Origin of the sequence: Rhodopseudomonas boonkerdii, assembly GCF_021184025.1 — a bacterium.
Classification (GTDB): Bacteria; Pseudomonadota; Alphaproteobacteria; order Rhizobiales; family Xanthobacteraceae; genus Tardiphaga; species Tardiphaga boonkerdii.
Genome location: NZ_CP036537.1, coordinates 4,855,788 through 4,870,837, shown reverse-complemented (window position 1 = coordinate 4,870,837; position 15,050 = coordinate 4,855,788). Strand labels below are relative to the sequence as shown.

Genomic DNA, 15,050 nt, shown 5'->3' with positions numbered 1-15,050 from the left:
GAGGCGATTATGGATCACATTGCATGGATGGCCTGGACGCCGCCGACCGCGATCTTCTTCGTGGCGATAGCGATTATGCTCGGCACCATGACCGTACTCGCCGTGCGTTATCCCGAAGCCGAGCGTATCGGCATTCTGCGCATCCCGACCACACGTGGTGATCGTCTGTTCCTGTCGTTGATCACGGCCGCGGTCATCCACCTGCTGTGGATCGGATTCATCGGCTCGGATGCGATCGCGACGCTGCCGGTCGGCGAGGAAGGCTATGAAATTTCGAATCTCTGGTTCGCAACGCTGATTTCGCTGGTCGCGGCGGTGGGGATTTTCCGCACCGTCTGACCTGTCTGAACTGCAGGTACGGGATAATCCCGGCCTGAACAAACGGGAGGAAGTAATGAGGCACCTGACCACTCAGGCCCGTCGTCCGACGCGCCGCATCATGATGACCAGCGCTTGTGCGCTGATCGCCGCCACCGCGTTGCTTGCAGCGCCGGCCAGGGCGGATGACGCCACCATCCAGAAATGGATCGACAATGAATTCCAGCCCTCGACGCTGTCCAAGGCCGAACAGCTCAAGGAACTGCAGTGGTTCGAGAAGGCCGCTGCGCCGTTCAAGGGCATGGAGATCAATGTCGTCTCTGAAACCATCACCACGCATGAATATGAATCGCGCACGCTCGCGAAGGCTTTTTCGGAAATCACCGGTATCAAGCTGAAGCACGACTTGATCCAGGAAGGTGACGTGGTCGAGAAGCTGCAGACGCAGATGCAGTCCGGCAAGAATGTCTATGACGGCTGGATCAACGATAGCGATCTGATCGGCACGCATTTCCGTTATGGCCAGACCATCGCGCTGTCGGATTATATGACCGGCGAAGGCAAGGACGTCACCAGCCCGACGCTCGATGTCAACGACTTCATCGGCACGTCTTTCACGACTGCGCCGGACAAGAAGATGTACCAGCTGCCCGACCAGCAATTCGCCAACCTTTACTGGTTCCGGTACGACTGGTTCACCAATCCCGAATACAAGGCCAAGTTCAAGGCCAAATATGGTTACGATCTCGGCGTGCCCGTGAACTGGTCGGCCTATGAAGACATCGCTGATTTCTTCACCAACGACATCAAGGAAATCAACGGCGTCAAGGTCTATGGCCATATGGACTATGGCAAGAAGGACCCGTCGCTCGGCTGGCGTTTCACCGACGCCTGGCTGTCGATGGCTGGCAATGGCGACAAGGGCCTTCCGAACGGTCTGCCCGTCGATGAATGGGGCATCCGCATGGAAGGCTGCCGCCCGGTCGGCTCCTCGATCGAGCGTGGCGGCGACACCAACGGGCCGGCCGCCGTCTATTCGATCGTCAAGTATCTCGACTGGATGAAGAAGTACGCACCGCCGCAGGCGCAGGGCATGACCTTCTCTGAGTCCGGCCCGGTACCGGCGCAGGGCAATATCGCCCAGCAGATGTTCTGGTACACCGCTTTCACCGCCGACATGGTGAAGCCGGGTCTGCCGGTGGTGAATGCCGATGGCACGCCGAAGTGGCGCATGGCTCCTTCGCCGAAGGGGGCCTATTGGAAGGAAGGCATGAAGCTCGGCTATCAGGACGTCGGTTCGGGCACGCTGCTCAAGTCGACGCCGCCGGATCGCCGCAAGGCGGCCTGGCTCTATCTGCAGTTCATCACCTCGAAGTCGGTGTCGCTGAAGAAGAGCCATGTCGGTCTCACCTTCATCCGCGAAAGTGATATCTGGGACAAGTCGTTCACCGAGCGCGCGCCGAAGCTTGGCGGTCTGGTCGAGTTCTATCGCTCACCGGCCCGTGTGCAGTGGTCGCCGACCGGCAACAACATCCCGGACTATCCGAAGCTGGCGCAGTTGTGGTGGCAGAACATCGGCGATGCGTCGTCCGGTGCGAAGACCCCGCAGCAGGCCATGGACTCGCTGGCCGCGGCGCAGGATTCGGTGCTCGAACGTCTTGAACGCTCCAAGGTTCAGGGCGAATGCGGACCGAAGCTCAACAAGAAAGAGAGCGCGGAATTCTGGTACAACAAGTCCGCGAAGGACGGCAATATCGCGCCCCAGCGTAAGCTGGCGAACGAGAAGCCGAAAGGCGAGACAGTGGACTACGATACACTGATCAAGTCGTGGCCCGCGACACCTCCGCAAAAGCGCGCCTCGGCGAATTGAGGCGAGCTTCCACGTGGCCCTCATGGTGAGGAGGCGCCTCTTTGGCGCCGTCTCGAACCATGAGGGAGTGTGGGACGCATCCCCAGCGAATGGCTTCGCCATTCGCAAGGAGACGCGGCGAAGATGCCGCTCCTCCGGATGAGGAGAGAGTGTGTTGCTCGAACAAAACAAAAAGGCCGGGAGCAATCCCGGCCTTTTCATTTCGTGGATGTCTTCACGCTACTTTCGTTTGTCATCACCCGCGAAAGCGGGTGATCCAGTAAACGAAAGCAGTAGTGCTTTGACTGAGGAGCCGTGTCGCCTGGATCCCCCGCTTTCGCGGGGGATGACAGTCTGAGCGTATGGAAACGCCGTGGCTTTACTTCGCGGCAGTCAGCTTCGGGTAATCCGTGTAGCTTTCGCGCCGTCGCCATAGAATGTCGGCCTGCCGGTCTTGTTCAGCGGCGGGTTGAGAGTGAAGTATCAGCCGTTCTCCGGAGATTGCCGACGAGCACCGGCAGACATGTCTCGACGATGGCGCAACACGCGCGCGTGTGACATCCGCAGATGTAATTGCATCGCGTTCATACCGAGCAAGCCGTCCCTTGCACGTGCGGCAAATGTAATGTCGCGATGATGATTGAGACTCTGTGTCAACTCGTCTGGCGAATAGAGAAAGAACGACCGTATGACGATGGGCATGTCGATCATCGGCTGAAGGATTGCCCGCAGCCGCGGAGCCCCGGAGAATTCCAGCAATGTCTGATGAAAATCTCGATTTGTTTCCTGAATGACCGCGACGGCGCCGTGCTGTGCGATGGCCTGCTCCATTTTCGCGTTGCAGGCCTCCAGACGTGCGACGAGAGCATCGCCGCCACGCTGGACTGCGAGTTCAGCAGCATGTGGTTCGAGCAGAATGCGAATCTGGAAAGTCTCTTCGATATCCGCTTCGCTCCAGGTCGCGACATGCACGCCCTGACCGGCATCTGCGGTTGCTAGGCCATCCTCGACCAGCCGCTTGAGCGCAGCGCGTATGGGTGTCCGGCTGACATCGAACTCCAGGGCCAGTGCTTCTTCACGCAGATGAAACCCGGGCAAGTAGTGTCCGCCGACCAAGCGTTGCCGCAAGATATCGTACGCTTTGTCTTGGCCTCGTCCCATCCAGGCGTCCTACCCCCGAAAACCATTCACCAAAAACCATTTAGAGCAAAGTCCACAGGAACAGAATTGTTTGTTTTTCGTACTAAAAATCCAATATTATAGACGTTTTCATGGGTGATATTGACTTATTGTATTATTTTTGTACTTTCTCTTCCAAGGGAGAAAACACATGCAGGCCTCAGCCTCCGCAAGGGACATTGCTGCGCTGTTCAGCGCGACGCCGACAGCCTTGATCAGCGACAATCTGGATCGTCTGCCCGGTGCGGTTGGCCTTCGCCATTTTTACCGCGGTGGTGTGATGGCTGGCGTGGCCTTCACGATCAAAACGGCATCCGGTGACAACCGCACGATCCATCAGGCGCTCGATCTGTTTCAGCCGGGCGATGTTCTGGTTGTCGATGGCGGTGGCGACACCAGCCGGGCACTGGTCGGTGAGATCATGGCCTTGATTGCACAGACGCGGGGTGCGGCTGGTCTGGTGATCGACGGTGCCGTGCGCGACGCAGCTATCCTTTCCAGCTCGGACTTTCCCGTTTTCGCACGCGCTGCGATTCATCGCGGCCCCTACAAGAATGGTCCCGGCGCAATGAACGTCCCCGTCGCGATTGGCGGCATGGTCGTCAACCCCGGCGACATCGTCGTCGGTGACGAAGACGGCGTCGTCGCGTTTCCGCCATCCGTTGCCGGCGATCTTCTGAAGGCAGTGCAGGCTCAGGCGGACAAGGAAGAGATGATCCTGCAAAGCGTGCGGGATGGCACCTACAAAGGCGCATACGCCAAGTAACGCCATCGACGAAACGCCACGAATTCAGGGAGGAAATGATGGCGGAAGCTCGTGTTCAGTTCAGGCTGGGTCTCGTCGGTTATGGCGAGATCGGAAGTACGCTCGGGGCGGGGCTTCGCAAGGCCGGGCTCGACGCGATACATTGCTACGATAAATACGCGTTCGATGGCCCTTACAGTGGCCTGATCCAGCAGCGGGCCGAACAAGCAGGGGTGACGCTGGTTCACTCGAATCAGGAACTCGCCGACGCAGCCGATGTGATCGTCAGCGTGACGCCGGGATCGGTGTCGCTCGAAAGCGCCGCAGCTTTCGCACCCTGTCTGACATCGCGCCATACCTTTGTCGACTTCGCTTCAGCGACGCCGAAAATCAAGATGGGTGTCGCGCAGCGCCTGACGGCTACCGGCGCATTGATCGGCGACGCCTCGATCGAGGGCACGCCGAAAAACGGATATGCGATGCCGATCCTGTCGAGCGGCGCGGCCGGCGAGCGCGTGCGCGATCTGCTCAATCCGTGGGGCATGCGGATCGAATTCGTCGGTGACGAGCTCGGCCGGGCTTCGGGAATCAAGATTCTTCGCTCGGTGCTGATCAAGGGCATCGAAGCGCTGACCGATGAAATGCTTCTCGCAGCGCGCCACTATGGCATCGACGAGATCGTTCTCGCCTCCGCATCGAAGACCCTGGCACGACCATGGATGGATACGGTGGAGAGCTTGATTCCATCCGGGATTATCCACGCCAAACGACGGGCGGAAGAACTCGAAATGTCGGCGGAAGCGGTGGCAGACGCTGGTATCGAGCCGGTCATGGCCCGCGCCGTCGCCGCGCGACTGCGGTGGAAGGCCGATCTCGGGCTGAAGGACGATTGCAAGGGAATCGAGCCGTCTGACCACAAGGCAGCGATCGACGCCATCGCAGCCAAGATGAAAGCGGTTTGACCGTTAGACCGGCCGATCTTCGTTAGAACGAGACGGTCAATTCTGTTCCGGGGAGGAAAATCGACATGACCAGACTTACTGATCTTGCACGGCGTCTGATCGGCGTCACAGCCGTTGTGATCGTCGCTCAAACTCCCTTGCAAGCAGCGGACGACTATCCGACGCGCCCGGTGCGGATGATTGTTGCCTTTGCTCCCGGCGGCTCGGCAGACATCAATGCCCGCATCGTCGGTCAAAAGCTTGGTGCCGAACTCGGTGGTTCAATCGTTATCGAGAACAAGGGCGGCGCCGGAGGAAATCTCGGCGCAGTCGAGGCAAAGAAGTCGGCTCCGGACGGATACTCCATTTTCTATGCGACCTCTGCTGTCGCGCTTGCGCCTTCGGTCTATGCGAATCCGGGATTTCAAGCGAAGGACTTCGAACCGATCTCGTTGACCGCAACCATTCCGCTCGTGTTGGTCGTCAGCAAGTCGGTCCCCACGACCAACCCTGCCGAGCTGGTCGCGTGGCTCAAGGAACAGGATGGCAAGGTCAACTACGCGTCGTCGGGGCGCGGTGCGCTGCTTCATCTTGCTGGCGCGCTGTTCCTCAAGGAGACCGGAACGAAGGCAACCCATGTGGCGTATCGTGGCAGCGCGCCGGCAATTACGGATATGCTCGGCGGCTCCGTGCAGTTTATGTTCCTGCCGATCAATGAAATCTCCTCGCATCTGGACAGCGGGTCGTTGAAAGCGGTTGCCGTTACCCACCCGCAGCGCATTCCGCAACTTCCCAATGTCCCTACCATGCGCGAAGCATTCGGCCTGCAAACGATGGACATAGGCGCCTGGCAGGGTCTCCTCGTTCCGGCCGACACACCGAAGGAAGTGAGCAGGAAACTGTCGAGTGCGTTGGAAAGAACATTGCAGTCACCCGAGGTGAAGAGGCGCCTCGTGGAGCTCGGTTCGATCGTACTCGGCGGGACCGACAAAGACTATGCCGACTACATGCAAGCCGAGGCTGTTCGATGGGCCAGAATTGTTCATGAGACCGGAGCCAAGGCTGAGTAAGACGATGCTCTGTCGGTTCCGTCGGCGCATCCATGCTGATGATCGGTTGAAATCGTAAATGAGCTAGCTCGGCGATCTTCTATTCGGGATCGCCGAGCCAGATTCTTGAAGCAATGGCCCGCTCGACGCTTGCATTCTGCTTCTGAGAAGGTGCAGCGAGTCATGCTAGCCGGTCGAGCGTCGCACGTCGGGATGACGACGTGTTGCTCCGCAGCTCTTACTTCGCTGCCGCCAGTGTCGGGTAGTCTGTGTATCCCTTTGCGCCGCCGCCATAGAACGTGTTCTTGTCCCAATCGTTCAGTGGCGCACCCGTCTTGAGCCGTTCCACCAGATCCGGATTCGAGATGAATGGCTTGCCGAAGGCGATCAGGTCCGCTGCGCCGGCTGCCAGCTGTTTCTCAGCGAGCGTGAAGTCGAAGCCGTTATTGGCGATATAGGTGCCCTGGAAGCGCTTGCGCAGGCTGGCATAGTCGAACGGCGCGTTGTCGCGCGGACCGCCGGTGGCACCTTCCACCACATGCAGATAGACCAGTTTCTCGGCGCTCAGCCCGTCGGTGATGTGGTCGAACAGCTTTTGCGCGTCATCGTCGATGGCCGCGTCATTGGCGGGCGTCACCGGCGAGATGCGGATGCCGGTCTTGTCGCTGCCAATCTCTTTGCTCACGGCCTGCGCCACTTCGAGGATCAGCTTCGAACGGTTCTCGATGGAGCCGCCATAGGCATCGGTGCGCTTGTTGGTGCTCGCGCGGGCGAACTGCTCAAGCAGATAGCCGTTGGCCGCGTGAATCTCGACACCGTCGAAGCCGGCCTCGGCTGCATTCCTCGCGGCGCGCTTGTAGTCATCGATCAGGCCGGGAATTTCTGCGAGTTCGAGCGCACGTGGTTCGGAGACGTCGGTAAAAGCATTATTGACAAAGGTCTTGGTCTTCGCGGCGATCGCCGAGGCCGAAACCGGCTTGCCGCCATTCGGCTGCAGGCTGGTATGCGAGATGCGGCCGACATGCCAGAGCTGGATGAAGATGTGGCCGCCTTTGGCATGCACGGCTTCGGTGACCTTCTTCCAACCGGCAACCTGCTCGGGCGTGTAGATGCCGGGAGTGTCCTGATAACCCTGTCCCTGTTGCGAGATCTGGCTGGCTTCGGTGATCAGCAGGCCCGCGCTGGCGCGCTGTGCGTAATACTCAGCAGCAAGTGGACCGGGCACGAAGCCGGGCAGCGCGCGATTGCGCGTCAGCGGTGCCATTGCGGTGCGATTGCTCAGCGTGATGTTGCCGAGTTTATAGGGCTCGAAAAGTTTGGACGTGCTCATCAGGAAGGCTCCGGAAGGGGATCAGTGTGATGGAGTTGCGCACTGCAAACTCACTTGGCAAGGCGATTGAAGCTGCGCATGCGATGAAAGAATTTTAGCGCTGAATGGATGCGGATCGGACAATGCTCGTATCGCTGGAGGAGTGACACACGCAAAACTGTCCTCTCCGCGTCATGGCTCAGTTGGCGCCGAGATAATCACGCTTGCCCACGTCCACGCCGCTCATGCGCAGGATGTCGTGGGCAGTGACCACATGGAAATAGAAGCTCGGCAACGAGAAGCTGGTGAGGAACTGCTGGCCGGTGAGCGTGGTGGTCTTGCCAGGTCCGGTCGGGAAGGTGATCTCTCTGAGCTCACCGCCCTCGAACTGTTCTGGCTTGAAGGTTTTCAGATAGTCCACGGTCCCAGCGATGCGCTGTTGCAGTTCTTCGAACGTCGTTTCGGTGTCAGGCACCGACGGTACCTCGCTTCCTGAAAGCCGCGCGCTGCCTTTGGTGGCAAAATCGCAGGCAAGCTGAACCTGCCGGCTCAGCGGCAGCATGTCCGGGAACAGGCGCGTGCCGAGCAGCACTGCCGGCTCGATTTTCTTCGCCGCCGCATAGGCTTCGGCCTTTCGCAGGCCCGCTGACATGGTGCCCAGCATCTGCAGATAAGCGGGGACGACAGAATCATAGAATGGCATGGACATGCTCTTTTGTGATGCGTTTGACGGTACAGCAGTGGGACCGAGAAAGATGCTGCTGCATGGACTTGGGGCGTGGTCGACCGAATTCAACCGCCCCGGCATCAGAAAAGAGAAGAAATTTATCAGGTGCCAGTCCCACTTGTCGTCACCCGCGAAAGCGGGTGATCCAGTAGACACGGACGGCAGTGATGAACTGCTGCAGCCGGTATTGACTGGATCGCCAGGCCAAGCCGGGCGAGGACAATCGTGCGTCTCACTGCCCCGTCTTCAGCGCCGCCAACAACTCCGCTGTTGGCCAGGAATCCGCGGGCAGGCCGAACTTGACCTGCATGGCCTTCACAGCGCTACGGCTCTGCTGGCCGAGAATGCCGTCCACCTTGCCGACATTGAAGCCGCGCCGGACCAGCTGCTGCTGCAGCTCGCGCAGCTCGTTATGCGAGAGCTGCGCCACTGGCGCCGAAGGCGCCCGCATCCTGGAAGCCCCGGCGATGCGCGTGGCGAGATAGGCGGCGGTGGTCGAATAGATCAGCGAGTTATTCCATTCGGTGTAGGCCGCGAAATTCGCGTAAGCGAGGAAGGCCGGTCCATGTCGTCCCATCGGCAGCAGCAGCGAGGCCGGCATGTCGTCCTTGGGCAGCGGCCGGCCATCGGGATAGCTCACGCCGAACGACGCCCATTTGGCGCGCGATAGTTTGATAGTGAGGTCGGCCTGATCCCATGGAATGTTATCGCCGACGCGAACCTCCTGCAGCCATGGCTCGCCGCGACGCCACTTCAACCCGGCGGAGATGTAATGCGCGGTAGAGCCGATCACGTCGGCCGGGCTACGCAGCAGGTTGCGGTGGCCGTCACCGTCATAGTCCACGGCATAGTTGAAGTAATGTGTCGGCAGAAACTGCGTCTGGCCGAGTTCGCCGGCCCATGAGCCGATCATCTCGGCCGGCGACAGGTCGCCGCGATCGATGATTTTCAGCGCCGCGATGGTCTCGTCCTGAAACATTTTCGAGCGCCGGCAGTCATAGGCCAGCGACACCAGCGAGCGCAGCGTCTGCAGATTGCCCATCTGCACGCCGAAGTCACTCTCCAGCGCCCAGAATGCCGCGATCACGGCGGGCGGCACACCATATTCCTTCTCGGCGCGGGCGAAAGCGGTGGCATGTTGCCTGATCTTCAGTTGCCCGTTCTGCATCCGGTAATCCGCCGCCATACGGCCGGCGAACTGTGTGAACAGTTGCCCGAACACCCGCTGCCCGCGGTCGCGATTGACGATCCCCCGGTCGTAAACGAGATAGGGCGCCGCTTCCGCTATCGCCCGCTGCGAGACACCGGCGGCGACGGCTTGCTGCTTCAGCCCGGCCAGGAATTGATCGAAGCTCTGCCCGCCATGGCAGGAAGCGCCGCGCTGGGCGGAGGCGGGGGAGGCGAGAGACAGCAGCACGGTAGCGGCAAGCAGAAGTCCGGATCGCATAGATCGTCGCACCATCGACCGCACCTCGTTATCGCATGCTCGCGCCGAGCATCTTCGCGTTTCGTCCCGGCCAGCAAGCAAGCCGTCATGGCCGGGTCAAGTCCCGGCCATGACGATACTTCGCTTTGCGGCGATTGCGGCACCGGGCTAGGCCGCCAAAGGTCGCTCATCAAGGGGGAGCAAGCGCGAGTCCTGCAGGGCGGCGGTGCGATGACCGAGGCCGGCGAGATAGGCCTGGTTCTCGGCGAAATCCAGAAAGGCGGCCACGCTCTGCTGGCGGACCAGCATCACGCTGTCCCAATGCTCGTCCTCGGGGCCGATCAGGAACGAGCCGCCGGCACCAAGGAAGATCAGATCGCCGCCGGTCGCGCGCAGGATCGGCAATGTGTGGCGGATATAGCAATCGAAGGCGCTCGATCCGCTGATCGGTGAAGGCGGCGCAAGCTCGGGATGAGCGGTGTAATCGGCAATCTCCCGGAATCTGAGAAGGTTCAGCATGACGAGATTGCCCACAAATTCCCGACGGACAAAGCGTCGGCCATTGGCCTGCGTGGGTTCGAGATAACAAGGCGGAGGGATGGGCACGATGCGTCCTTTCAATCGAGAAGGCGCGATTAATGTCCGGGTATAATTCGGATGTCAATATTACCCGGCTAAAAATAATGAAAAGCCGCTTCCCGCTAGATCTCCCGTGCGTTGCTGAATGCAAAGCTCGACACCCGCCGTGTGTTCTCGTCGAGAAGGAGCGTTCGTGTAATCGGCGGCTCCGCGCGCTGGCTGCAATTTTCGCGTTCGCACAGCCGGCAGTTCACGCCGATCGGCGTCTCCTCGGCTTTTTCCAGATCGAGCCCCGCTGAATAAACCAGTTTGCTAGCATGACGAATCTCGCAGCCGAGGCCGATGGCGAAGCGCGGCTGGAGATGTGGATGCGGTGCGGGCGAGCGGCGCAGCGTCTGCGCGATGGAGAAGTAGCGGTTGCCGTCGGGCAGTTCGATGACCTGCTGCAGCAGGCGGTCCGGCGTATCGAAGGTTGAGTGCACGTTCCACAGCGGGCAGGTGCCGCCGAATTTCGAGAACGGAAATGTGCCCGACGAAAAACGTTTCGAGACATTGCCGGCATTGTCCACGCGCAGCATGAAGAATGGAACGCCGCGCGCATTCGGCCGCTGCAGGGTGGTGAGACGATGGCAGATCTGCTCGAAGCCGACATTGAAGCGCTGACCGAGCACCTGCACGTCATAGCTCAGCGCTTCCGCTGCGGCGTGAAACGCCGCATAAGGCATCAGCACGGCCGCTGCGAAATAATTCGCGAGCGTAATGCGATAGAGCCGGCGCTGCGTATCGGCGAGCGGCCCGGCGCGGCTGATGATGCTCTCGAAATTCGATGAGCACTCGACCAGCCCGATCTGGAGGGCGACCTGAAATGCGCGGCCAGGCGCATCCACCATCTCGGAAATCAGAAGCTGCCGGCGATGCCGGTCGAATCGCCGCAACGTCTCGCGCATGACGTCTACGGGCATGATGCGCGTGACGATCGAATATTTGTCCCGCAGGCGTGCAGCGAGTGCCGCAAACAGATCCTGCGATGGCACATTGATTTCGTCGCGTAGCGCCTCCGCCGCCGTTTCCAGTTCCGGAAAGTAATTGCGGTTGGCCTCGATCAGATCGCGCACGCGCTCGATCGGGTTGCCCTCATAGGACGCGCCGTCGTGACGATCCGCCATTTGCGCCGCCACCATCGTCTCGCCGCGCCGCGCTTCGGTATAGGCGGCATAGAGCCGTTGCAGCGAATGCGTGACGCCGGGGCATAGCTCCGCGAGATCGCGCAGCTCCTGTTTCGGCAGATCGATCTGCCGGAACAGCGGGTCGGAAAAAATCTCGTTCAGCTCCGCGAAGAAGCGGTCCTCATCGGCGGTGGCGAGGTCGCGCAGGTCGAGATCGTAGGTCTCGGCCAGGCGCAGCAATAGCTGCGCTGTCACGGGCCGCTGGTTGCGTTCGATCAGGTTGATGTAGCTCGGCGAAATGCCCAGCCCCTCGGCCATCTGGGTCTGCGACAGGCCCAATTGCTGCCGGATCCGGCGGAAACGGGGGCCGACAAACAGTTTTTTGCTGGTCTCAGCGGCCATGATTTACAATCGTGACATTATGACATTTGTGACAAGTGATGATGTTACATCGCATCACCATTCAAACACAAGCCATCTGGCGATTTCGCTGCGTTTGTCGTTATCTCTTCACACGGTGAATGCGACGCGCATGTCACGAATGTAAGAGAAATCTGAGGAGAACGACATGTCACACGGCAGCAATTTCTGGGTCATCGGCGGCGAATTCGGCTCGATGAACTTCCATAAGCTGGTCGAGGGGTCCGCCCAGGTTCAGGGCCCGTTCAAGACCCGCAAGCAGGCCGAGGAAGCCTGGAAGACCGTGTCGGAGGAAAACCGTCACCGCGCCGGCGTTCGCTTCTCGATCGTGGAAGAGCCGAGCCGCCAAGTCGCTTAAGTTTGAGCTTGCGGCTTGCCCCCAAGAGCGCCGCAGCCCAGCCTCACGGGAAACGCCCAAGTCGCGAGTGGCCCCATCCGGCCCAACCGGGTGGGGCCGTTTCGCGTCTGCGCCAAAGCTCTGGAGCCAGCTCCTTGAAGCCAAGCATCTGAAGCCAAGTCTCTGGAAATGAACGCCCTTTCGGTCACTTACAGTTACTGGTAGGTTAATCCGGTGGGGCGCACAGGCGTGAAGCGGAGTTGCGATGGTGGCAAGCGGCGTGAACAATGCGGCCAACGACGCCCAGCCGAAGCGGCTGCGCGACGCGCTTCGGCAGGCCCGGATCGAGGCCGCAGACCGGACCGGGGTCGTGGTCGATCTCCGCGATGCCGAAATGGCCCGGCTCGACATTCTCAACGAGGCGCTCGATCCGCTGTTCGGTGAAATTCCGCATGATATCGAATTGTTCGATCGCGGCATCAGCCAGGGCGACGCCCCGCGGCTGTGGATCGACATGATCGCGCATGTGGTCATGGGGCGCGACAAGCGGATGTACCGCCTCGTGCAGGACACCCGTTTCGGCCGTAAGGTGCTCGCTGAATCGCATGACGTTCCGACGATGGTGAAGGCGGTGACCGATTACATCGCGCGCCGCATGATCGAGCGTGAACATGTGCTGGCGACGGCCACGCCGCCGCCGGAGGCGAAGCCGGTGCCGGTGGTGCGGCAACGCAGCAGGTTTTGGCCGTTCGTGCTCGGAGTTGTGGTCGGTGCAATCGGGCTGTTCGCCCTGGCGCTGTTCGTCTCGATGCGCGGACACTAGTCCCGTCGTTGCGAACCCTGACGAATTGCAAAGCCGTTTGGGCGAAGCAATCCAGTTTTTGGCTTGTGGATTGCTCCGTCGCTACGCTCCTCTCAATGACGGCGGAGCGTTACACCAGTAACGTCCGCTTCAGCTCATGCACCATATTGCCGTCGCCGAAGCCGCGCACGGTCTGCTCGCAGCGCCAGCGCTCGCCGTCGCGTTCGATGGCGAACATATTATATGCTGCCGCCGGTTTGTGGCCGTGCGCGAGCGATGAGGCCGACGGTACGCCGATGGCCGGGATGCGGCGCTGCGGACCGTCGAACCACATGGTCGAGTGGATGTGGTCGTGACCCTGCAGGATCAGTTCGACGCCGTGGCGCTTGAGCAGCGCCTGCAGCGCATGGGAATCGGTCAGCCGCTTCATCCATTTGTCCGAGCGCAGCGGATGGTGGATCAGCAGCACGCGAAACAGATGGGTATCGGCGAGGCTTGCCAGCAGGCGGTCGAGCGCCTCGAGCTGCGCATTGCCGAGCCAGCCGGTCGCCATGAAAGGCGCGGTCGGAACGCTCGACGACACCCCGATGAGCGCCACCGGTTCGCGAATACGCAGGTAAGGGAAGGTCGGCGTCGTGGCGTCATCGCTGCGCATATAGTCGCCAAAGGTCTCCGCGAATGTCTCCGGCGCACCGCGTACATAGGCGTCGTGATTGCCCGGCACCAGCGAGACAGCATCAGGCTTGCCGACCGCCTCGATCCACCGCCGTGCGCGTGGGAATTCGGCCTTGAGCGCAAGATTGACGAGATCGCCGGTGACGGCGATGTGGTCGGGCGCTTGCGCATGCATGTCCGCGACCAGCACATCGAGCATGTCGCGGCGGTGATATTGATGCCGGTTGCGCTTCCAGTTGATATAGCCGAGCACGCGCTGGCTGAGCAATTCGCGCCATTCCGGGTCGGGCATCGGCGGCACATGCGGGTCGGACAGATGCGCGAGGGTGAATGCGGTCATCGTTTGCTAAGCAGTCGCCGGTCATATGGTTGTGAAGCCCTGTCCGTTTTTGGCAAGGTGGCGGCGATGACGCAAGGACGAAGCCGCGTGGCCCGACGAGGACGACTGCAATGACCAGGCCGACCTTGCGCCAGCGGCTGGAGCCGACCCTCCGCAGAGTCGTGCATCTGTATTTCCGCTTCGCCCGCGGCATGACGCTGGGCGTGCGCGCGGTGGTTGTCGATGCAGACAATCGCGTGTTTCTTGTCCGGCATACCTATGTCGCCGGCTGGTATTTGCCTGGCGGCGGCGTCGAGGTCGGCCAGACCTTTCGCGAGGCGCTGGACATGGAGCTGCGCGAGGAGGGGCGGATCGAAATCACCGGCGAGCCGGTTCTGCATGGCGTGTTCCTCAACAGCCACGTCTCGATCCGCGATCATGTGGTGGTCTATGTGGTCAGGGATTTCCATCAGGACCGGATGCCGGAGCCGAACAACGAGATCGCCGAAACCGGCTTCTTTACGCTGGACGCGTTGCCTGACGACACCACCGAGGGGACGCGCCAGCGGCTGGCAGAGATTTTCGACGGCAAGCCCGTGATCTCGACCTGGCGGGCCAAGGCTTGAAAAGGCTTGAATAGACCGGCGATGGACCGCGCCGCTGTCAGATGCTATCCCGCGGGCCGACATGAGTGACCTCGATCTGATCATCGCGGCGGAAACCGCCAATGACGCCCAGCCGATCGAACGGCTGGTGGCCCGCACTTTCGGCCCCGGCCGTTTCGTGCTGTCTGCTTATCGGCTGCGCGAGCATGTGAGCCATCTGCTCGATCTGTCCTTCACGGCGCGCATCGGCACGCTGCTGGTCGGATCGGTGCGGCAGTTGCCGATCTGCATCGGCGATACGCCGGCGCTGCTGCTCGGGCCGCTGACGGTGGAGCCGCCATTCCGCAGCCGCGGGGTCGGCCGCAAGCTGCTGGACCGTGCGATCCATGATGCGCGCGCCAAGGGACACAGGCTGATCCTGCTGGTCGGCGACGAGCCCTATTACAGTCGCGTCGGCTTCAAGGCGATTCCGAAGGGTGATGTGACCATGCCCGGGCCGGTGGACCAGAAGCGTCTGTTGGTGCTGGAGCTGGTGGATGGCGCAGCGGACGGGATTGCCGGTGCTGTCAGGCCGGATTGGAACGCGGCGAAGTAACTACGCAAC

General features: G+C 60.9%; 16 protein-coding genes. 9 read left to right on the top strand and 7 right to left on the bottom strand.

All coding sequences use genetic code 11. The features are described from left to right. Positions 1-9 precede the first annotated feature (9 nt). Positions 10-339, top strand: coding sequence for a DUF2160 domain-containing protein (locus tag E0H22_RS22385; protein ID WP_233023161.1), 330 nt, complete (start codon positions 10-12; stop codon positions 337-339). Between the two features lie 103 nt (positions 340-442). Then, positions 443-2,188, top strand: a complete 1,746-nt coding sequence (locus E0H22_RS22380; protein ID WP_233026488.1) for an ABC transporter substrate-binding protein — start codon at positions 443-445, stop codon at positions 2,186-2,188. Positions 2,189-2,650: 462 nt separating this feature from the next. Here the strand turns inward: E0H22_RS22380 and E0H22_RS22375 are convergent, their stop codons facing one another. Continuing rightward, complete coding sequence (locus tag E0H22_RS22375) at positions 2,651-3,328, bottom strand: GntR family transcriptional regulator (protein ID WP_233023160.1); 678 nt, start codon at positions 3,326-3,328, stop codon at positions 2,651-2,653. Positions 3,329-3,497: 169 nt separating this feature from the next. Between E0H22_RS22375 and E0H22_RS22370 the strand changes: the two genes are divergently transcribed. The 3 genes from E0H22_RS22370 (at position 3,498) to E0H22_RS22360 (ending at position 6,102) form a co-directional block, all read left to right on the top strand. Then, entirely contained in the window at positions 3,498-4,112 is a 615-nt protein-coding gene (locus tag E0H22_RS22370) for an RraA family protein (RefSeq protein WP_233023159.1), read from the top strand. Between the two features lie 38 nt (positions 4,113-4,150). After that, on the top strand, positions 4,151-5,053 hold the full coding sequence (locus tag E0H22_RS22365) for a DUF1932 domain-containing protein (protein ID WP_233023158.1): 903 nt from the start codon (positions 4,151-4,153) through the stop codon (positions 5,051-5,053). A 116-nt stretch (positions 5,054-5,169) separates the two neighbouring features. After that, positions 5,170-6,102 (top strand): Bug family tripartite tricarboxylate transporter substrate binding protein, encoded by a 933-nt coding sequence (locus E0H22_RS22360; RefSeq protein ID WP_233023157.1) that lies wholly within the window; start codon positions 5,170-5,172, stop codon positions 6,100-6,102. Positions 6,103-6,319: 217 nt separating this feature from the next. Here the strand turns inward: E0H22_RS22360 and E0H22_RS22355 are convergent, their stop codons facing one another. The 5 genes from E0H22_RS22355 to E0H22_RS22335 form a co-directional block, all read right to left on the bottom strand. Further along, complete coding sequence (locus tag E0H22_RS22355; RefSeq protein ID WP_233023156.1) at positions 6,320-7,411, bottom strand: alkene reductase; 1,092 nt, start codon at positions 7,409-7,411, stop codon at positions 6,320-6,322. 178 nt (positions 7,412-7,589) lie between these two features. Then, positions 7,590-8,093, bottom strand: coding sequence for a DUF1993 domain-containing protein (locus tag E0H22_RS22350; protein WP_233023155.1), 504 nt, complete (start codon positions 8,091-8,093; stop codon positions 7,590-7,592). Between the two features lie 256 nt (positions 8,094-8,349). Then, complete coding sequence (locus E0H22_RS22345; protein ID WP_233023154.1) at positions 8,350-9,579, bottom strand: lytic murein transglycosylase; 1,230 nt, start codon at positions 9,577-9,579, stop codon at positions 8,350-8,352. Positions 9,580-9,711: 132 nt separating this feature from the next. Further along, positions 9,712-10,062, bottom strand: coding sequence for a DUF1330 domain-containing protein (locus E0H22_RS22340; RefSeq protein WP_233023153.1), 351 nt, complete (start codon positions 10,060-10,062; stop codon positions 9,712-9,714). Between the two features lie 182 nt (positions 10,063-10,244). Beyond that, positions 10,245-11,690, bottom strand: coding sequence for a helix-turn-helix domain-containing protein (locus E0H22_RS22335; RefSeq protein WP_233023152.1), 1,446 nt, complete (start codon positions 11,688-11,690; stop codon positions 10,245-10,247). Positions 11,691-11,856: 166 nt separating this feature from the next. Here E0H22_RS22335 and E0H22_RS22330 point away from each other — a divergent pair, with 166 nt between their 5' ends. Continuing rightward, positions 11,857-12,066, top strand: coding sequence for a DUF4170 domain-containing protein (locus tag E0H22_RS22330; protein ID WP_068733054.1), 210 nt, complete (start codon positions 11,857-11,859; stop codon positions 12,064-12,066). A gap of 244 nt (positions 12,067-12,310) precedes the next feature. Further along, positions 12,311-12,868, top strand: coding sequence for a hypothetical protein (locus E0H22_RS22325; RefSeq protein ID WP_233023151.1), 558 nt, complete (start codon positions 12,311-12,313; stop codon positions 12,866-12,868). 109 nt (positions 12,869-12,977) lie between these two features. Here the strand turns inward: E0H22_RS22325 and E0H22_RS22320 are convergent, their stop codons facing one another. After that, entirely contained in the window at positions 12,978-13,862 is an 885-nt protein-coding gene (locus E0H22_RS22320; protein ID WP_233023150.1) for a metallophosphoesterase family protein, read from the bottom strand. Between the two features lie 110 nt (positions 13,863-13,972). On the opposite strand from E0H22_RS22320, the gene E0H22_RS22315 reads away from it, so the two are divergent. Both E0H22_RS22315 and E0H22_RS22310 read left to right on the top strand, forming a co-directional pair. Beyond that, entirely contained in the window at positions 13,973-14,467 is a 495-nt protein-coding gene (locus E0H22_RS22315) for an NUDIX domain-containing protein (protein ID WP_233023149.1), read from the top strand. A gap of 61 nt (positions 14,468-14,528) precedes the next feature. Continuing rightward, a complete protein-coding gene (locus E0H22_RS22310) occupies positions 14,529-15,041 on the top strand; it encodes a GNAT family N-acetyltransferase (protein WP_233023148.1) in 513 nt (170 codons plus the stop codon). Positions 15,042-15,050 lie beyond the last annotated feature (9 nt).